This is a genomic window from Streptococcus sp., assembly GCF_030528045.1.
Classification (GTDB): domain Bacteria; phylum Bacillota; class Bacilli; order Lactobacillales; family Streptococcaceae; genus Streptococcus.
Window position 1 is genome coordinate 44804 of sequence record NZ_JAUMZR010000001.1, and the last position, 16776, is coordinate 61579.

Consider the following 16776-nt stretch of genomic DNA (forward strand, 5'->3'; position numbering starts at 1 on the left):
TCTTCGAAAATCAGATTTAAAAACAAAACGAACAAATATTATGTTTGTTCGTTTTTACTTGGATGGTAAGATTTACAGAGGAAAATCTAAAATATTGAGAAATCTAGCCCTTTAAAATGTGCTATAATAGAGAAAACAAAGATAAGAGGTTTATCATGACAAAATTATATGGAAGCTTAGAAGCGGGCGGTACAAAGTTTGTCTGTGCTGTCGGAGATGAAAATTTTAATGTTGTAGAAAAAACACAGTTTCCTACAACAACTCCTATCGAGACGATCGATAAAACCATCGAATTCTTTTCAAAATTCGATAATCTTGCAGGTCTTGCCATCGGTTCCTTCGGTCCTATCGATATCGATAAAAACTCAAAAACTTATGGCTTTATCACAACGACTCCAAAACCTCACTGGGCAAATGTAGACATACTTGGTGCCCTCCGCCGCTCCCTCAACGTACCCATGTATTTCACCACAGACGTGAACAGCTCTGCCTATGGTGAAGTGGTTGCTCGTAACAATGCTGGTGGCCGTATCGAAAACTTGGTTTACTACACGATCGGTACAGGGATCGGTGCAGGTGTTATCCAACGTGGTGAGTTTATCGGTGGTGTGGGTCACCCTGAGATGGGGCACTACTATGTGGCTAAACACCCAATGGATGTAGAAAAAGAATTTAACGGTGTCTGTCCATTCCACAAGGGCTGTTTGGAAGGCTTTGCGGCTGGTCCAAGTCTCGAAGCCCGTACAGGTGTTCGTGGCGAAAACATCGAACTCAACAGTTCTGTCTGGGATGTTCAAGCCTACTATATCGCTCAGGCTGCGGTCAATGCTACAGTGACTTTCCGTCCAGACGTCATCGTCTTTGGTGGCGGGGTTATGGCCCAACAACACATGCTGGACCGTGTGCGTGAGAAATTCACAGCTCTTCTCAATGGCTACCTACCAGTACCAGACGTGCGTGACTACATTGTCACTCCAGCAGTCGCAGGCAATGGTTCTGCCACACTTGGAAACTTTGTCCTCGCTAAGAGTGTCGCAAAATAAAATAAACAAAACATCCGCTTGGGAAACCAAACGGATGTTTTGTTTGACGAAAATGTTTTTGAGCCTTTCCTTAAGTGATGACGGACGGTAGCGACTTTCTTCGAAATTCCATACCTAAACTTTGAGCCTAATGTCTCAAAGTTTCCGAACACCTGAAACCATTAGATTTCGGGTGTTTTTATCACGGCGGAAAGGCTAGGTAAGTCCTCGATTCACTATCGAAAAGTTGGCATGATTTCCATACCAAAGTATATTTAGTATCAGGCTATTTTCTATTCTCAAAACATCTGCCAGAAGAAATCAATAACATAGGTCAAACCATAAGTGTAAACCACTAGGGTAAAGGGTTTGGTCAGAATGATGATAATCATATAGCGTTTGAAGGTCATCTTGGTAAGGGCAGCCAGCATGCAGAGAAAGTCAGCTGGGCTAACAGGCCAGATCATCATAAAGATAAAGAACCGCTCGAAACGATTGCCCTTATCTAGCCAGTCGATGTATTTGTCATAGGTGCGCTTGCTGACGACGGACTGGACAAAGGCAGCTCCATAGAGACGCACGAGGTAAAAGATAATGGCACAGCCAATCACAATGCCGATATAGTTATAGATGGTCCCGATGATGTGGCCGTAAATAAAGACCCCAGCCACTGAGGTCAAAGCTCCCGGAATGATCGGAACGACGGTTTGTAGGATTTGTAAAAAGATAAAGAGTGGTGGTCCCCAAATCCCAGCTTGCTGGATAAAGGCCGATAGGGTTTCCTTGGACTGTAAAACACCCGCCTGATAGGCCCAAATACAGAAAATCAAGGTGCCGACTCCCCCGACGATAGATGAAATATTGATGACTTGCTGTAGAAGGGGAGAAACAGCTTTCATTTGCTTATCCTGTGACATGTAAACTCCTCATAGATAGTATGATTCTACTATACCATATTTTGTGGAAAAAAACTATCTGGATTATCTGACTGGCGAAATAAGTGTGGTAAAATGAGAATAAGAAAATGACGGTATAGAATGAGGGGTATCATGTTAGGTTTAAACTTTAAAGGAAGCTGGCGCCAATATCAAAAACAGGTCTTGGATCGTTTTCAGGACTATCAAGCAGATGGTCATGTTCATCTAGTGGCTGCTCCAGGGTCTGGAAAGACAACCATTGGTATCGAGCTAATCGCTCGTTTTGGCAACCCAGCCCTCATCTTAGTTCCGACTGTCACCATTCGTGAACAATGGGTAGATAGGATTCAAACTGCATTTCTAGGGGAGGGTCAGAGGCTTTCAGACCTCGTTTCCCAAAACTTAAAGGAGATGAAGACATTAACGATTGTGACCTATCAGGCTTTTCATAGCGCCATGAACCAATTGCAATCACAAGAAGATGGAGAAGCAGAAGATTTTGTGGGGTTTGATTTGCTTGCAAGCCTAAGAGCTCAGAAAGTTGCGACTCTTTGTTTGGACGAATGCCACCACCTGCGCAATGAATGGTGGAAAAGTCTGGAAGCCTTTCGCAAACAGTATGAACCGCTGCAAGTCATCTCCCTGACAGCGACACCACCTTATGACAGCGAGCCTGAACTCTGGGAACGCTATATCCGTATGTGTGGGGAGATCGATCAAGAAATCACGGTACTTGAACTAGTCAAGGAAGACACTCTTTGCCCTCATCAGGATTTTGTCTACATGTGTTCACCAACAGCTGAAGAGGCGGAACGTCTCAAACGGTTTGAGGAGACTAAGCGGGACTATATTCATCACCTTATAGTCGATCCTGATTTTCAAACATTTGTAGTAGGGTCTAAGGTTCTCAAAGGGGATATTTCATCTGATTTGCTCTTAGAAGATCCCAAGTACTTGTCTGCTATGTTGATTTATATGCATTCTCAGGGGTTAACGATTCCTCCTTCTTTACAAAATTTACTGGGAACCCAGAACCTTCCAGCATTGACCTCCTACTGGCTGGAGACGCTGTTGCAGAGCATACTCTATCAGACACCAGATTGGTATGAGGATCCAGATGGATATAGGAAAAAGTTAGAGGCTGACTTAAAGGCGCGTGGGTTGGTGGAAAAACGTCAGGTTTATCTGGTTAAGTCTAAGGCTTCTGACCAGCTTTTAACCCAATCTCTGGGGAAGTTGTCTGCCATTGCCGATATCTTTTTGACGGAGTATGAGAGTCTAGGTCAGGAACTGAGACAGTTAGTACTAGCTGACTATATTCGCAAGGATTTTGCTGCCTATCTGGGAGATGATCAGGCAACCATTTCTCAGTTGGGGGGTTCTCCCTTATTTTGAAAGCATTCGTCGAAAAGCTCAGGAGCAAGAGATACCTGTGTCTTTGGCTGTTTTGACAGGTAGTGTCGTTATTTTGCCTACCGATGTGGCAGCAGAGTTGAAGGAGCTCTTGCCTCAGGTTCCTCTTAATTTCTCATCTATTGGTCACTTGGATCCAAAAGATTATGTGCAGGTTGGTTTTCCGAGCTCAGCTAAGGGAATCGTAGCGGCAGTGACGGAGCTTTTTCAACGAGGGCGGATTCAAGTCCTAGTCGGAACCAAATCTCTCCTCGGAGAGGGTTGGGATGCTCCTTGTGTCAATTCCCTAATCCTCGGAAGCTTTGTGGGGAGCTTTATGCTCAGTAACCAGATGCGTGGGCGTGCCATTCGTATCTGGCCGGGACATCCAGAAAAGACCAGTAACATCTGGCATCTGGTAGCCGTTCAAGCGCAGGCGCTTATCACTCTTCCTAGTGAGGAGCCTAGATCAGAGAGTAATCAGGATCTGCAGACCTTGTCGCGACGGATGGAGCATTTTCTTGGATTGGCCTATAAATAATAAGGAGAGTATTGAGACCGGTTTGGATCGTTTGGATTTTCCAAAGCCCCCTTTTAAGAAAAAGCAAATTAGTGAGTACAATGAGCGAGTTAAGAGTCTCTCCAAGGATCGAGCAGGCTTGAGAAAAAAATGGCAGGAAGCTCTTGTCGTAGCAGATCAGTTCGAGATAGTTACAGAAGTCGCAACTCAAAAACAGAAAATTCCAGTCATGCTCTTGCTTGATGCATTAAAATGGGTTCGCATGTCATTGCTCTTGTTAGCAGTGGATTTGTTGGTTTTGCTATTTAGACTGAGACTGATTGGTGTTTGGTGGCTTACGACAGTCTGTCTCATCTTTTTGGCCTTTGCATCTTGGCGCTACCTCCGCTATAAGAGTCCTTGTAAACGATTGCAGTCTCTGGGTGAGCAGATCCGAAAGGCTTTGCTAGATTCGGGGCATCTAACGGACAATCAATCCCGTGTTCAGGTAGAGGAGGACAAGGAAAACTACATGGTTTTCGCCTACCTCAAGGGAGGAAGCATGAGGGACAAGGAGCTGTTTGCACAGACTGTGGGAGAGTTCTTTGCTCCAGTGGACAACCAGCGCTATCTCTTGAAGGCAGAGAAAGTCCGACAAGGTCAGTCACCTTACTATGCCGTGCCTAGTCTTTTTGAGAAGCGCAAGGAAGAAGCACAGAAATTCCTCGACTTTATGAGGCCAACTATCGGACGCTATCACCTCGTCTACACACGAACAGAGGCCGGACGGAAAACCCTTCTCGAAGCTCGTATCAAAGCTCTCTCCAATCAAAACGACCGTACCTTGACTAAGAAGAAGGTTAAAAATCGATTAGAGTAGGGTAGGTAGCTATTCGAAGTTTCGAAGATATGAATTTACTAAAGTTTATATGCATTCTAAACTTAGAATGGAAAGAAATACATAAATTTATGAGCATTCTAAGCTTCGAATAGTCTAGCTGAGAAAGTTTTGGGGTCTTCTAGTTTTCGAACAGTCATCTTTCTTAAAGTTTAGATGTATTCTAAGGCTAGAAAAGTTAAAATCTAAAAATAGTAAGAGTCTCTATCTGATAGACGGGTATGTTTCCAGTCAGATAGGGATTTTCTGTTTCTGAAATGACTGATTTATCCTGTAAAAGTAAGAAATAGACTGAAAAAGTGCTATTGGGATGATAAAGTAGACAGTTGAGAGGATGAGTGTCCTAAGTTCTTTGCTATTTGTTAGAATTGTCTTATCAACTTAAAGGAGAAATCTGATGAAGAAAGATAAAGAAAATGAGGAAAGTATGCTATCGACACTTCCTCTATGGGGCCTCCTATTTTTGGTCTGTGTATTACTTCAAGTCTATGTAGGAAAGGATAGGCCTTTGATTCAACCTCCTAGACAAGGAAGCATTGTAAAAACAGATCAAAAATAGGTCTATCTTCCAGAACTAATCCAGTCTTGGTTTGATAAAGAAAAAACTAAATGATTCGTTAAATAGAAAGGTTATCATCATGACAAAAACATTCACTATCTGCCCTCTAAGCTACACAAACTCTACCAACCGCGAGTTTGAAAGTCTCATGGTAGATACGGGTCAACTACTAGAAGTTTTTGCCAAGGCACATAAGGACGAGCCTATGTATAGCAAACATCTCGATTCCTTCAAGAGCAGGCTAGCAGACTTCCAAAGCCAACTCGCTATCGTCGAAAAGAAAGAGGAGACGAACCTGACCGAAGTTGATCGAAATCGTGACAGTGCCCTAGTCGGTCTCTTTACCCTTCATCGAGGATTTGCTAAGATTAAGGAGACCAAACTCAAAGAAGCCCATGAGACCTTGAAACCAGTCTTTGCCAAGTACAAGGACATCACCAAGCATAGCAATGGTGTGGAAACGGCAGAAATCAAGAGTCTGCTCAAAACCCTCAGTGAAGAACCCTACCAAACAGCAGTTACTAGTCTAGGATTGACACCTATGCTGACGGAGGTGATCAGTGCGCAGGAGGAGTATGATAAGGTGGAAAGTCAGGCGCGTGCGCATAAGTCTACCAAGGAAGTCGGCAAGACTAGACAAGTCCGTACCGAACTAACCAGCATCTACGACCTCTTTATGCGCTATACCGCAGCCAGCGCAGAAGCCTATCCAGAAAAAGAACACCTGACCAAACTCCTCAAGGACCTGAACACAATCCGAGATAGCAAGCGCCGATTGAGTGGTTCGAGTAAGAAGGATAAGAAAGTGAAAGTAGAAGAAGCAGAACAAGTAGCAGGATAAGAATAAACGTCTTTAGATATATTATTATCTAAAGGCGTTTTTTTGGTGGATTCGTGGTATAATTTTAGTATGAGATAATGGAGGAATAATAATGAATATTCAATATTTCAATGTTTTTTTGTGTCGAAATGGTGAGAAGACAGATTATGATTTATCTAAGTTAATTGATAAAATTCGAGTATCTTCTTCTGTAGAAAGAACTGTAAAGTTAGGGAGTCAGCATACTATGTTTATGAATAATAGTAGAAACCCTTCAAGTAGTAAGACGAGTGGTTCTTCTTTGGATGGTTTAGAGTATCTCCCTAGAAATAGGACAGTCTGGATTGGAAAGTATCGAAGTGAAAAACCATATGAGGGGAGGATAGGTGAAGAAGAAATTAAACAAATTGATGGAGACCTTTTCGAACCTAGTGTTTGTTTGATTATTCCTACATCGTATCTTTTTTTAATGGAGAGAAAGTTTTTAGGACCTTCAATAAACCAAATAGGAGAGTATTTATCAAGCTTTATAAAGAGTAACGATCCTAATGTAAAGTATTCGGTGAAATTTGAGCCTATGAAAACAGATAGTTTAAAACCTTTGATAGAAGCTTCTGAGAGTATTAAATCAATCGTGATTCAGATTAAAAATGAAGGTTTTCAATTGTCAAGTTTATTTCCAGATATTAATGATAGCAATAAAACACTATTAGAAAAGTTATTTGGTAATATGATTGAAGTGTCTGAAGAATTAGATATAAATACTACTACTGTAGCATTTAAGAAAAGTCGGTATAAAAGAGAAATGGATATAAAACGTGTTGATGGCATTTTAAAGTTATTAAACTCTTCAGATAAAAATTTAATTTCTGCAAAAGTTGAATTTTTAAATCCAGAGACACATAGATTTGATGAAGTGGATTTAAAGAAAGATGGTTTTTATATTTTGGAAAAAACTTCTTTAAAAACTGAGGATTTTGATAAATTAGCTAATCTAATGACAGCGCATTATTATGATGACCAGAATCGTAATAAAGATCTTTACTATACTTCGTTTGGTTCTTTGTTATCTGTTGATGAGAGTGAATTTGAAATTGTAACTGAGAATAGCATATAAAAATCCAAAACTAGAAAGGAGATGATGTCATGCTTAAATTTATTGATAAATATTTTTGGTGGAGTTTATCAATCATAATTGTATTAATTGTTGCAGTGTCTCTCTTTTTAGGAAATTATCTAGAGTTATATGATTGGTTTTACAAAAATGCCTATACAAATAATGCGAATTTAGTGACCATTTCAACAGTTTTTATTGGTATTTATTTTTCTTTATACGGTTTTTTATTGAGTTCAAATACAAATTCCCTTATATCAAAACTTAAGTTAAAAGAATATAAGAGACTAGTCTCAATAGTTAATAGAGGATTTATATCTAGTTTTATTATCGTTATATTTTCTTTTTTTAATGAAAATATCTATAATTGGGTAAGTGAAATTTATATACTGTTCTTGTTTTTTATTTTTCTCTTACTTATTGGTTCTGCAATTCAAATAGCTATTTATTTTACATTACTTTTTAGATATGATTTGAATAAAAAATATAATAGTTTTGATGAAGATATAAAAAAAGAAATTCTAGATGACGAATTGCGTAAAAAGTTAAAACAATTTTTAGATAGAGAGTTATAAGAGTTGATGAAAAGAATGATACCTAAAATTATTTTTAATAGAGAAAAGAAAGATTGGATTAAAAGACCTTTATTATCTAATATAGAAAAAATCATAGATTACAGGGGTAGAACACCTAAAAAATTAGGTTTAAATTGGAGTGATACAGGTTATCTAGCTCTATCTGCTTTAAATGTAAAGAATGGCTATATTGATTTCAAGGCCACTGCCAATTATGGAGATCAAGAATTGTATGAACGATGGATGGGAGATAATCATCTTCATAAAGGACAAGTTGTTTTTACTACTGAGGCACCGATGGGTAACGTTGCACAGATTCCTAATGATGATTTGTATATTCTAAGTCAACGTACGATTGCCTTTGAAGTTAAACGTGATTTAATTCGGGAAGATTTTTTAGCCACTTTATTGCGTAGCCAAAAAATATTTAATGAATTAACTTCTTTATCTAGCGGAGGAACTGCAAAAGGAGTTAGTCAAAAATCTTTATCAAATCTCAAAGTTTGTTTGCCCACATCATTAGAAGAACAATCCGCTATTGGCACCCTTTTCCGCATCCTTGACGACCTTCTAGCAAGCTACAAGAATACCAATCTCTCAAGGCGACCATGCTTTCTAAGATGTTTCCAAAAGCTGGACAGACAGCACCTGAGATTCGTTTAGATGGATTTGAAGGTGAGTGGGAAATAAAGAAATTTAAGAGCATAAGTAATAAAAGAGGGAAATCGAACAGCAAAGGGTATGATTATCCAGCATATTCTGTTAGCAATCAGAGTGGGTTGATTCCTCAATCGGAACAATTCGAAGGAAGTCGTTTAGAAAATCTTGAAAAAACGTCATATAAGATAGTTGAACCAAACGAGTTCGCATATAATCCAGCTCGTATAAATGTCGGGTCCATTGCATTTAATGATCTACATGAAACGGTAATAGTTAGTTCTTTGTATGTCATTTTTTCGTTAGATAACTCAATGGATAACAACTACGCGCTACTGTTTATAAAATCACCAGAGTTCAATAAAGAAGTTAGAAGAAATACGGAGGGGAGTGTGAGGGAATATCTTTTTTATGAAAACTTCGCAAATGTTCGGATTCCAATACCTCCGTCACTCGAAGAACAACGTGCCATCGGCTCCTATTTCTCTAACTTCGATAACCTCATCAACTCTCACCAAGAAAAAATTTCTCAGCTTGAGACACTGAAAAAGAAACTCTTGCAGGATATGTTTATATAAAAGGAGTGCAGTAAAATGTCAAAAGTAAAATCAGAAACTCTAAAGAAAGAAGAAAAACCTGTAGTAGCAATTTGCTATGATTTTGATACAACGCTGTCTCCTGATGATATGCAAGCCCAAGGATTTATACAGAAGCTTGGGTATGAAATCAGTGAATTTTGGAAGAAATCCAATGGTTTTGCCAAGGCTAATAATATGGACAAGAACCTTGCCTATATGTTTACGATGAAAACAGAATCTGCAGGAAAGGTTTTATATACAAAGACAGAGTTAGCCAAGTTTGGTTCAGAGGTAGAACTATTCCCAGGAGTCAAAGACTGGTTCGAACGCATTCGAAAATATGGTGAAGATAACGGAGTTATTGTTGAGCATTATATCATTTCATCCGATTTGAAAGAAATGATAGAGGGGACTTCAATAGCTAAAAATGGTGCTTTTAAGAAAATTTATGCGACTTCTTTTTATTGTGATGAAAGTGGGGTTGCGGTCTGGCCAGCTCAAGTAGTGAATTACACCAATAAGACTCAATTTCTTTTTAGAATTACCAAAGGTATTTTAGATGTCAATGACGATGCAGTGAATGATTTTTTTGCTGAAAGTGATTTACGAGTTCCTTTTAGAAATATGGTTTACTTAGGGGATAGTGATACAGATATTCCATGTATGAAGCTAGTCAAAACAAGAGGTGGCTACTCTATCGGTGTATTCAATCCAAAAACCAATGACAGAAAGAAAGTTCACAAAATGACTCAGGATAATCGTATTGATTATTTTGTTCCAGCTGACTACTCAGAAAATACAGAACTTGATAAACTAATCAAGACGATTATTAAAAAGGCGGCTTATAATGAATTGTTAGAAAACAAGAAAAATGCTGATAAACTTGAAGCAAACTTAAGAAAGCGAAAAAGAAATCCAAAACTAAGATAATTATTTGCTAAATTAAAAGAATACCGATTAAGATTTATCGATGCTAGTATATTTATATACATAAAGGAGTTACCATGGTATCTGTAACACAACGTATAAAAGAAATTAACCAACCTCGAGGTGGTTATCTGACCATCAAGTTATTTTCAGTAGAGCAGTTCGAAGATCACAGAGTTCTGCACGCTGTAGAGTCTGTATCTCCTAGTTTAGTGGGGATTTGTGTGGACTACTTGACTCGTTTTATGAAAGGGGCAGAAGTCCGTGATGCTTTCAGAATTTCTCTCATGGGAGCTCAGATGGTTGGTATGGGAGACCTAGCAGAAGCACTACTCGATTTGGTGACAGGATTGGATGACTTATCGATAGAAAGTGCTTGTCGTCTAGCGTCCTTTGATGTCGTTTTTCGTGCGGGGAAACAGTATTATAAGCCTTTTGAGGAAATTTCAGTGGATGCCGAAACGGTAGAGAATATTCGTATCATGGTAGAGCGAAGTCTTTGCTTTTTCGACCTCTATGGTCCTTTGGTAAAGGATGGCTTTCATTTTCTTGGAGGTTATACAGACACGATTGATAAGGGTGATGGAGATTTTCTGACCAAGGATACATTATGGGATTTTAAGGTGACTAAAACAGCTCCTAATAAAGACCACACACTACAAGTCCTTGTATACTATATCATGGGTTTACATTCCTTTGATCCTGACTTCCTTTCTATCGAAAATCTTGGATTTTATAACCCTCGAAAAAATATCGTTTACCAACTTCCGGTCTCTTCTATTCCTATAGATTTGATTCGAACGATTGAAAATGAAGTGATTTGCTATAAATGATTGCTTGTTTAAAAATAAATTGCAAAACTTAGAAAGAAACATTATGGAAACAACACAAACTTCCCAGTCGCTCTACCAAGCCCTGTGGAACTCAGCGGATGTTCTCCGCTCCAAGATGGATGCTAATGACTATAAGTCCTATCTCTTGGGCATGGTCTTTTATAAGTATCTGTCAGACAAGATGCTCTTTTTCGTGGCTGAGACTATGGAAGAGGGGACAGATAGTCTTGAGGATACACTTGAGGTCTATCGTAACTACTACGAGGATGCGGATACTCATGAGGATCTGGTCTCTGTCATGAACGATGAACTCAACTATATCATCAAGCCAGACTTGACCTTTACGGCTTTGGTAGCGCATGTCAATGAGGGGACTTTTCAGCTAGAAGATCTGGCTCAAGGTTTTCGTGATATCGAGCAGAGTGACGACCTTTATGAAAACCTCTTTGAAGATATCGACCTTTACTCTAAAAAGCTAGGGGCGACTCCGCAAAAGCAAAACCAAACGGTAGCAGCGGTCATGAAAGAGTTGGCTGTGCTAGATGTGGCTGGTCATGCTGGTGATATGTTGGGGGATGCCTATGAGTATCTGATCGGTCAGTTTGCGACTGACTCGGGTAAGAAAGCTGGTGAGTTCTATACGCCTCAGCCTGTTGCCAAGCTCATGACGCAGATTGCCTTTTTGGGTCGTGAGGACCAGCAAGGATTTACCATCTATGATGCGACTATGGGTTCTGGATCTCTCTTGCTCAATGCCAAGAAATACTCTCATAAACCGCAAACGGTTGTCTACTTTGGTCAGGAGCTCAATACCTCCACTTATAACTTGGCTCGGATGAACATGATCCTACACGGCGTTCCAGTTGAGAATCAATTTCTCCACAATGCCGATACCTTGGATGAAGACTGGCCGACACAGGAACCGACCAACTTTGATGGGGTTCTCATGAATCCTCCATACTCTGCCAAGTGGTCTGCAAGCTCTGGCTTCCTGAATGATCCTCGTTTCTCTCCTTTTTGGAAACTGGCACCACAATCCAAGGCTGATTTTGCCTTTCTCTTGCATGGTTACTACCATCTCAAGCAAGATAATGGAGTTATGGCTATCGTCCTTCCCCACGGTGTTCTTTTCCGTGGCAATGCGGAGGGAACCATTCGTAAGGCCTTGTTAGAAGAAGGAGCTATTGATACTGTTATCGGTCTACCTGCCAATATCTTCTTTAATACCAGCATTCCGACCACGGTCATCATTCTCAAAAAGAATCGAACTAATCGTGATGTTTACTTTATCGATGCCTCTAAGGAGTTTGATAAAGGGAAAAACCAAAATATCATGACGGATGCCCATATCGACAAGATTCTGGAAGCCTACAAGTCTCGTGAGGAGATTGATAAGTTTGCCCACCTAGCAAGCTATGAAGAAATTGTCGAAAATGACTATAACCTCAATATCCCTCGCTATGTAGACACCTTTGAGGAAGAAGAAGTCGAGCCGCTGACAGACATCGTCAGCAAAATTAAAGACACAAATAAAGCTATCGAAAGCCAAACAGCTTCCCTACTTGAAATGCTGAACCAACTCCACGGAACCACACCAGAAGCCGATGCCGAACTCAAAGAGTTTTTGAAAAACTTTAAAGGGTGATGGGCTTAATTGATTCGCTCATAATTCTCTCGTTTTTAAAAATACAACTTTATTTCCATATTTCCTGGAAACAGATAGATAGCAAGGAGAAAGATGGAACAAACTAACCAAAAATCCCAGTGCCAGCAACTCTGGGCTAGAAACAAATACCTCGTTTTGAGCCATTCTAGCAATATTTACAATGAGATTCGCCAATACTTGAAGAATGAACAGGTGGAGCTGAGTCAGGTTTAAGAGATGATTGACCGTGCCTGTCAAATCCCAGAACACAATGGTCAGGTTTGCAATGCCTTCCAGCATGTTTGGGGCTATTTCAAAAAGAAAGCGACAGATGCCGAGCGTAAGGACTATATGCTCTTACTGGATCGCTACCGCTTTGGTCAGGCTTCCAAGGAAGACTTGATCGCTAAAACTCGAGACTTGCTTGATCGCTATCCAAATACCTACTTGCAACATTCTACTTTACTGAAAGGAGACTCCCATGAGACTTTGGCACGAGGCCTTGATTTCACAACTTCCCCGTCCGCAGCTTTTAGGCCAACATCGAGAGTGCTGTGCCCTGCGTGGCAATGGTTGGGGCAGAAAGCATGCGACGGTGGACTATGTCTTTACTCACTCGCCCTATCACCTCTATGCTTATCATCGCTTGATCATGGAGGAGATGGATAACCGTGGCTACAATGTCAGTCCAGAGTGGTTGGACAAGAACTACCGTGGTAAGACTTGCTCTTCTTATCAAGACTTAGCAGAGGAGAAGCTAGGCAAGCCCATCTATAGTGAGCATGATGCAGGATACTATGAGGAGTGTCTGGCTAATCTCCGTGAGAAAGGGATTAAGCTGAAGTAAGAGTCAGGATTATCTCTAATTTATAACTCTTCTCATAATTTTTTCGAATAATAAAAATGAGACCTTTAGAATGATTCTAAGGTCTTCTTTTTATGGGTATTAGGATTTACTTTCAATAACTTTTAAGTTATAATTAAATTGAAAAGAGGTTGCTTGGTGCATACAATTTACTTCTATAAGGACAAAAATGGAAATGAGCCAGTATTGGATTATATGAGAGAATTGGCTAGTCGTAAAAGTAAGGATAGTCGCATAAAACTCAATAAACTAAACGACTATATCGAGCTACTTAATCAGCATGGGACTAGAGCTGGTGAACCCTATATTAAACATTTAGAAGATGAGATATGGGAACTAAGACCTCTGAGGGATAGGATTTTATTTATAGCGTGGGTTGATGGGAGTTTTGTTCTCTTACATCATTTTGTTAAAAAGACTCAGAAAACTCCTAGGAGAGAAATTGAAAAAGCCAAGCGTGAACTGAAGGACATAAAAGAAAGAGGGTTAAGTGATGAAGAATAGTGCCATTGGAAGTAATTGGAAGGATGTTCGGACAGAACTCTTTACCAAGGAAGAAATTCTTGAAAGCGATATGCGAGTGGCTATTATGAGTGAGTTAATTGAGGCTAGGCATGAGCAAGGTATCAGTCAGAAAAAGCTAGAGGAACTCAGTGGAGTAAGCCAGCCTGTTATAGCTAGGATGGAGACAGGAAAGACCAGTCCTCAGTTGGATACGGTCTTAAAAGTTTTAGCCAGTTTAGGAAAGACACTAGCAGTCGTCCCACTTGAACAGGAAAAAAGTTGATAGAGATGAGATTACTTGGTTGGCTAAAATCATCCACTGGACAATTTCATCTCCCGTCCGTACTTTTTCAGGGAAATATCAAAAATACCAAAGGAAAATCAACCTATAGTCTTTTCTAATAACAAGCCATAGTCACTGATGAGAATCGTCAATAGCTCGTTTGAGCATTTCAACTAAAATACAGCCACCAAACAAGCTATACAAAGGATTTGAGACGATGGTCTCAAGTCTTTTTCTTTTGTTTGAAAAAGTGATATAGTTTCAAACTATATCAAAGCCTAATTATTTACAATTATACAGACAGTTTCTTTTCTGTTAAGATAGTTTCAACAACAAATTTTGGAGGACACATCATGTCAACTACAATCATCGGTTTCCCTCGTTTGGGCGAATTCCGCGAATTGAAATTTACAACTGAAAAATACTTTAGAAAAGAAATCTCAGAAGAAGAACTTTTAGCAGCAGCAAAAGACTTGCGTGCCAAACACTGGAACATTGTCAAAGAAAAAGGCATTACTGAAATTCCATCAAATGACTTTTCTCACTATGACAACTTCCTAGATGCTGCTTTCCTCTTTAACGTGGTGCCAGCTTCTGTTCAAAACTTGGAATTATCAGAACTTGAACGCTACTTTGCTTTGGGACGTGGTTACCAAGGAGAAAAAGGGGACGTTCGTGCCCTTCCGATGAAGAAATGGTTCAACACCAACTACCACTACATCGTTCCTAAATTTGAAAAAGACACTCAAGTTAAATTGGCTGGTCACAAGATCTTTGATGAGTTCCAAGAAGCCAAAGAACTTGGTCTCAACACTCGTCCTGTTCTTGTAGGTCCATTCACTTTCCTTCAATTATCAGATTTTGAAGAAGGCGTGAAAGCAGAAGACTTCGTAGATAGCTTAGTGGCTGCATACCAAGAAGTTTTTGCTAAATTGGCTGAGCTTGGTGCGACTCGTATCCAATTGGACGAAGCAGCTCTTGTCAAAGATTTGACAGCTGAAGAAAAAGCTCTCTTCTTGAACCTCTACAACAAACTCTTGGCTGACAAAAAAGGTCTTGAAGTCTTGCTTCAAACTTACTTCGGTGACGTTCGTGACGTCTACTCTGACCTTGTGAACTTGCCAGTAGATGCCATTGGTTTGGACTTCGTTGAAGGTAAAAAAACTCTTGAACTCGTTAAAGGTGGTTTCCCAGCTGATAAGACTCTCTATGCAGGTATTGTCAATGGTAAAAACATCTGGCGAAACAACTACGAAAAGAGCTTGGCTGTTCTTGAGCAAATCCCAGCTGAAAACATCGTATTGACAAGCTCATGCTCACTTCTTCATGTGCCATTTACAACTGCTAACGAAGAATTTGAACCAGCTATCTTGAACCACTTTGCCTTTGCAGTTGAAAAATTGGAAGAACTTCGTGACTTGGATGCTATCCGAAATGGTCAAGGTGCAGAAGCACTTGCAGTTAACAAAGAACTCTTTGCGACTGAGCGTGTGGGTGAAAATGCAGAACTTCGTGCGCGCATCGCTGGATTGACTGACGCAGACTACACTCGTTTGCCAGCCTTTGCAGAACGTGAAGCTATCCAAGAAGAAGCCTTTAAACTTCCAGCTCTTCCAACAACAACCATCGGTTCATTCCCTCAAACTAAGGAAGTCCGTGCCAAACGTTTGGCTTACCGTAAGGGTGAATTGTCACAAGAAGAGTACGATGCCTTTCTTGCTGAAACCATCGACGAATGGATCAAATGGCAAGAAGAAGTTGGATTTGACGTGCTTGTACACGGTGAGTTTGAGCGTAACGACATGGTTGAGTACTTCGGTCAAAACTTGTCAGGTTACCTCTTCTCTAAGAATGGTTGGGTACAATCTTACGGTATGCGTGGGGTGAAACCACCAATCATCTGGGGTGACGTCACTCGTCTTAACCCTATCACTGTCAAATGGTCTAGTTACGCACAAAGCCGTACTGACAAACCTGTTAAAGGTATGTTGACAGGACCTGTTACCATCCTTAACTGGTCATTCCCACGTGAAGACATCTCTATCAAGGACTCAACTCTTCAAATCGCCCTTGCTATTAAGGATGAAGTTCTTGACCTTGAAGCTGCAGGTGTGAAAATCATCCAAATCGACGAGGCTGCTCTTCGTGAGAAATTGCCACTTCGTCGTAGCGACTGGTACGAAGACTACCTTGACTGGGCTATTCCAGCCTTCCGCTTAGTACACTCTACAGTAGCGCCAGATACTCAAATTCACACTCACATGTGTTACTCAGAATTTACAGATATCATCCCAGCCATCGACAACATGGATGCGGACGTTATTTCCTTTGAAGCAAGCCGTTCAAACCTTGAAATCTTGGACGAACTCAAAGCGAAAAACTTCCAAACAGAAGTGGGACCTGGGGTTTACGATATCCACTCACCTCGTGTGCCAAATGAAGGCGAAATCGACCACACAATCGATGCTATTCTTGCCAAAGTTCCAAGCAAGAAAGTTTGGATCAACCCTGACTGTGGTTTGAAAACACGTGGTATTCCAGAAACAAAAGAAAGCTTGATCCGCCTTGTCGAAGCAGCAAAAGCTGCGCGTGAGAAATTATAAGATAGAATTTCTCTCTTGACACTGACTGATCAAGGAACTGCTTGGCCCTAGCTGGCTCAGCAATCATGAAATCAAAAAGAAAAGG

14 protein-coding genes and 3 pseudogenes are annotated in these 16776 nt (G+C 40.3%); 16 read left to right on the forward strand and 1 reads right to left on the reverse strand.

Features of this window, described 5'->3' with window-relative positions; translation table 11 throughout:
* The first annotated feature begins 155 nt into the window (after positions 1-155).
* Complete coding sequence (scrK, locus tag Q4A91_RS00220; protein WP_303203946.1) at positions 156-1043, forward strand: fructokinase ScrK; 888 nt, start codon at positions 156-158, stop codon at positions 1041-1043.
* 278 nt (positions 1044-1321) lie between these two features.
* On the opposite strand, the gene Q4A91_RS00225 is transcribed toward scrK, so the two are convergent.
* Positions 1322-1939 (reverse strand): TVP38/TMEM64 family protein, encoded by a 618-nt coding sequence (locus Q4A91_RS00225; protein ID WP_303203947.1) that lies wholly within the window; start codon positions 1937-1939, stop codon positions 1322-1324.
* A gap of 132 nt (positions 1940-2071) precedes the next feature.
* Between Q4A91_RS00225 and Q4A91_RS00230 the strand changes: the two are divergent.
* The 15 genes and pseudogenes from Q4A91_RS00230 (at position 2072) to metE (ending at position 16691) form a co-directional block, all read left to right on the forward strand.
* Positions 2072-4710: pseudogene (locus Q4A91_RS00230) on the forward strand (DEAD/DEAH box helicase family protein).
* Between the two features lie 415 nt (positions 4711-5125).
* Complete coding sequence (locus Q4A91_RS00235) at positions 5126-5287, forward strand: hypothetical protein (RefSeq protein WP_303203948.1); 162 nt, start codon at positions 5126-5128, stop codon at positions 5285-5287.
* Positions 5288-5366: 79 nt separating this feature from the next.
* The gene (locus Q4A91_RS00240; protein WP_303203949.1) at positions 5367-6128 is read left to right on the forward strand and encodes a DUF6261 family protein; all 762 of its coding nucleotides are present in this window, start codon (positions 5367-5369) and stop codon (positions 6126-6128) included.
* A gap of 91 nt (positions 6129-6219) precedes the next feature.
* Positions 6220-7224 (forward strand): hypothetical protein, encoded by a 1005-nt coding sequence (locus tag Q4A91_RS00245; RefSeq protein ID WP_303203950.1) that lies wholly within the window; start codon positions 6220-6222, stop codon positions 7222-7224.
* Positions 7225-7253: 29 nt separating this feature from the next.
* Positions 7254-7796, forward strand: a complete 543-nt coding sequence (locus Q4A91_RS00250; protein ID WP_303203951.1) for a hypothetical protein — start codon at positions 7254-7256, stop codon at positions 7794-7796.
* Between the two features lie 6 nt (positions 7797-7802).
* A complete protein-coding gene (locus Q4A91_RS00255) occupies positions 7803-8459 on the forward strand; it encodes a restriction endonuclease subunit S (protein WP_303203952.1) in 657 nt (218 codons plus the stop codon).
* A complete protein-coding gene (locus Q4A91_RS00260) occupies positions 8405-9031 on the forward strand; it encodes a restriction endonuclease subunit S (protein ID WP_303203953.1) in 627 nt (208 codons plus the stop codon). Before Q4A91_RS00255 ends, Q4A91_RS00260 begins: the two co-directional genes overlap by 55 nt.
* Positions 9032-9046: 15 nt before the next feature.
* A pseudogene (locus Q4A91_RS00265) lies at positions 9047-9940 on the forward strand (HAD family hydrolase); the annotation flags it as partial.
* A gap of 95 nt (positions 9941-10035) precedes the next feature.
* A complete protein-coding gene (locus Q4A91_RS00270) occupies positions 10036-10791 on the forward strand; it encodes a hypothetical protein (RefSeq protein ID WP_303203954.1) in 756 nt (251 codons plus the stop codon).
* Positions 10792-10834: 43 nt separating this feature from the next.
* Positions 10835-12436, forward strand: a complete 1602-nt coding sequence (locus Q4A91_RS00275; protein ID WP_303203955.1) for a type I restriction-modification system subunit M — start codon at positions 10835-10837, stop codon at positions 12434-12436.
* Between the two features lie 93 nt (positions 12437-12529).
* Positions 12530-12931 (forward strand): annotated as a pseudogene (locus Q4A91_RS00280) (YbgA family protein); the annotation flags it as partial.
* Positions 12918-13283: a TIGR02328 family protein gene (locus tag Q4A91_RS00285; RefSeq protein ID WP_303203956.1), complete on the forward strand. Its 366-nt coding sequence runs from the start codon at positions 12918-12920 to the stop codon at positions 13281-13283. The pseudogene Q4A91_RS00280 and the gene Q4A91_RS00285, both read left to right, overlap by 14 nt.
* A gap of 156 nt (positions 13284-13439) precedes the next feature.
* Positions 13440-13805, forward strand: coding sequence for a type II toxin-antitoxin system RelE/ParE family toxin (locus Q4A91_RS00290; RefSeq protein WP_303204008.1), 366 nt, complete (start codon positions 13440-13442; stop codon positions 13803-13805).
* Positions 13795-14088 (forward strand): helix-turn-helix domain-containing protein, encoded by a 294-nt coding sequence (locus Q4A91_RS00295; RefSeq protein WP_000797751.1) that lies wholly within the window; start codon positions 13795-13797, stop codon positions 14086-14088. The genes Q4A91_RS00290 and Q4A91_RS00295 overlap by 11 nt, the downstream gene beginning before the upstream one ends.
* A gap of 353 nt (positions 14089-14441) precedes the next feature.
* Positions 14442-16691, forward strand: coding sequence for a 5-methyltetrahydropteroyltriglutamate--homocysteine S-methyltransferase (gene metE / locus Q4A91_RS00300; protein WP_303203957.1), 2250 nt, complete (start codon positions 14442-14444; stop codon positions 16689-16691).
* The last annotated feature ends 85 nt before the right edge of the window (positions 16692-16776 follow it).

Bases quoted from the DNA above. Each gene is read 5' to 3' on its own strand.
- Q4A91_RS00275 (WP_303203955.1), top strand. From the start codon at position 10,835: ATGGAAACAACACAAACTTCCCAGTCGCTCTACCAAGCCCTGTGGAAC.
- Q4A91_RS00245 (WP_303203950.1), top strand. From the start codon at position 6,220: ATGAATATTCAATATTTCAATGTTTTTTTGTGTCGAAATGGTGAGAAG.
- metE (WP_303203957.1), top strand. From the start codon at position 14,442: ATGTCAACTACAATCATCGGTTTCCCTCGTTTGGGCGAATTCCGCGAA.
- Q4A91_RS00295 (WP_000797751.1), top strand. From the start codon at position 13,795: ATGAAGAATAGTGCCATTGGAAGTAATTGGAAGGATGTTCGGACAGAA.
- Q4A91_RS00250 (WP_303203951.1), top strand. From the start codon at position 7,254: ATGCTTAAATTTATTGATAAATATTTTTGGTGGAGTTTATCAATCATA.
- Q4A91_RS00255 (WP_303203952.1), top strand. From the start codon at position 7,803: ATGAAAAGAATGATACCTAAAATTATTTTTAATAGAGAAAAGAAAGAT.
- Q4A91_RS00235 (WP_303203948.1), top strand. From the start codon at position 5,126: ATGAAGAAAGATAAAGAAAATGAGGAAAGTATGCTATCGACACTTCCT.
- Q4A91_RS00240 (WP_303203949.1), top strand. From the start codon at position 5,367: ATGACAAAAACATTCACTATCTGCCCTCTAAGCTACACAAACTCTACC.
- Q4A91_RS00270 (WP_303203954.1), top strand. From the start codon at position 10,036: ATGGTATCTGTAACACAACGTATAAAAGAAATTAACCAACCTCGAGGT.
- Q4A91_RS00225 (WP_303203947.1), bottom strand. From the start codon at position 1,939: ATGTCACAGGATAAGCAAATGAAAGCTGTTTCTCCCCTTCTACAGCAA.
- scrK (WP_303203946.1), top strand. From the start codon at position 156: ATGACAAAATTATATGGAAGCTTAGAAGCGGGCGGTACAAAGTTTGTC.
- Q4A91_RS00260 (WP_303203953.1), top strand. From the start codon at position 8,405: ATGCTTTCTAAGATGTTTCCAAAAGCTGGACAGACAGCACCTGAGATT.
- Q4A91_RS00285 (WP_303203956.1), top strand. From the start codon at position 12,918: ATGAGACTTTGGCACGAGGCCTTGATTTCACAACTTCCCCGTCCGCAG.